Origin of the sequence: Aeoliella straminimaris, from assembly GCF_024054565.1 — a bacterium.
GTDB lineage: Bacteria > Planctomycetota > Planctomycetia > Pirellulales > Lacipirellulaceae > Aeoliella > Aeoliella straminimaris.
The window spans coordinates 1-846 of sequence record NZ_JAMXLR010000041.1; the positions used below are offsets into that span (position 1 = coordinate 1).

General features: G+C 56.9%; 1 protein-coding gene. It reads left to right on the top strand.

The features are described from left to right. On the top strand, positions 1–468 hold a 468-nt coding region (locus NG895_RS13020; RefSeq protein WP_279676308.1), incomplete at its 5' end, for a group II intron maturase-specific domain-containing protein. Positions 469–846: the final 378 nt, after the last annotated feature.

Genomic DNA, 846 nt, shown 5'->3' on the forward strand with positions numbered 1-846 from the left:
CGCTATGCGGCTCAACAACGAAAGCGACGAGGAGATAGGCGTCCCGAGACGTTTGATTTTCTCGGCTTTACGCACATGTGCGACAAGACGAGAACTCATGGATGGTTCACGATCCGAAGATACAGCATTGCCAAACGCATGCGGGCCACGCTCGATGCGATTAAGCGAGCGTTGTACCAACGCATGCATCGTCCCGTGGGCGAAACGGCACGCTGGTTGGCATCGGTCGTGCGGGGATGGCTGAATTATCACGCGGTTCCGGGCAACAGCCGAAGGCTGAAGCAATTCACCGACGAAGTTCACAAGCTGTGGTTCCGCACGCTGCGACGACGCAGTGAGAAAGGCAAACAGCGGTGGACCTGGAGGCGAATGACCCGCTTGGTGAGGAAACACATCCCGTCACCACGCATCCTGCACCCGTATCCAGATAAACGATTTCACGCTCGACTCAAGGCGAGAGCCGTATGAGGTAATCCTTCACGTACGGATCTGTGCGGGGGGCCGCCGGAAACGGCGGTCCCTACCGCGATCGCTGTCTCCAAGGCCCTCCCTAGTTGAGGGCAGTGGAAGAGGCATTCGCAGCGTCAATGGTAGATAGTTGGCATGAACTCGCTGAACGAAGAGGCATAAAGTTGATCGGGACGAAGGGGTGGCGAAGTTCAGCGTCAGTGGGGAAAAAAGATCGCTTTTGGAGAATTTACCACACCGATTGATACCGGCGGTTGAACTTGACTCCAGCTAGCCCATAGTGGCGAAACGGCGGCCGTGAACCGCCGAAGGCGGCAGAGGCAAGGAAGATGGCCGTCAGCAGGCGGACAAATTGTCGAAGAAAATGTTGACACCCCC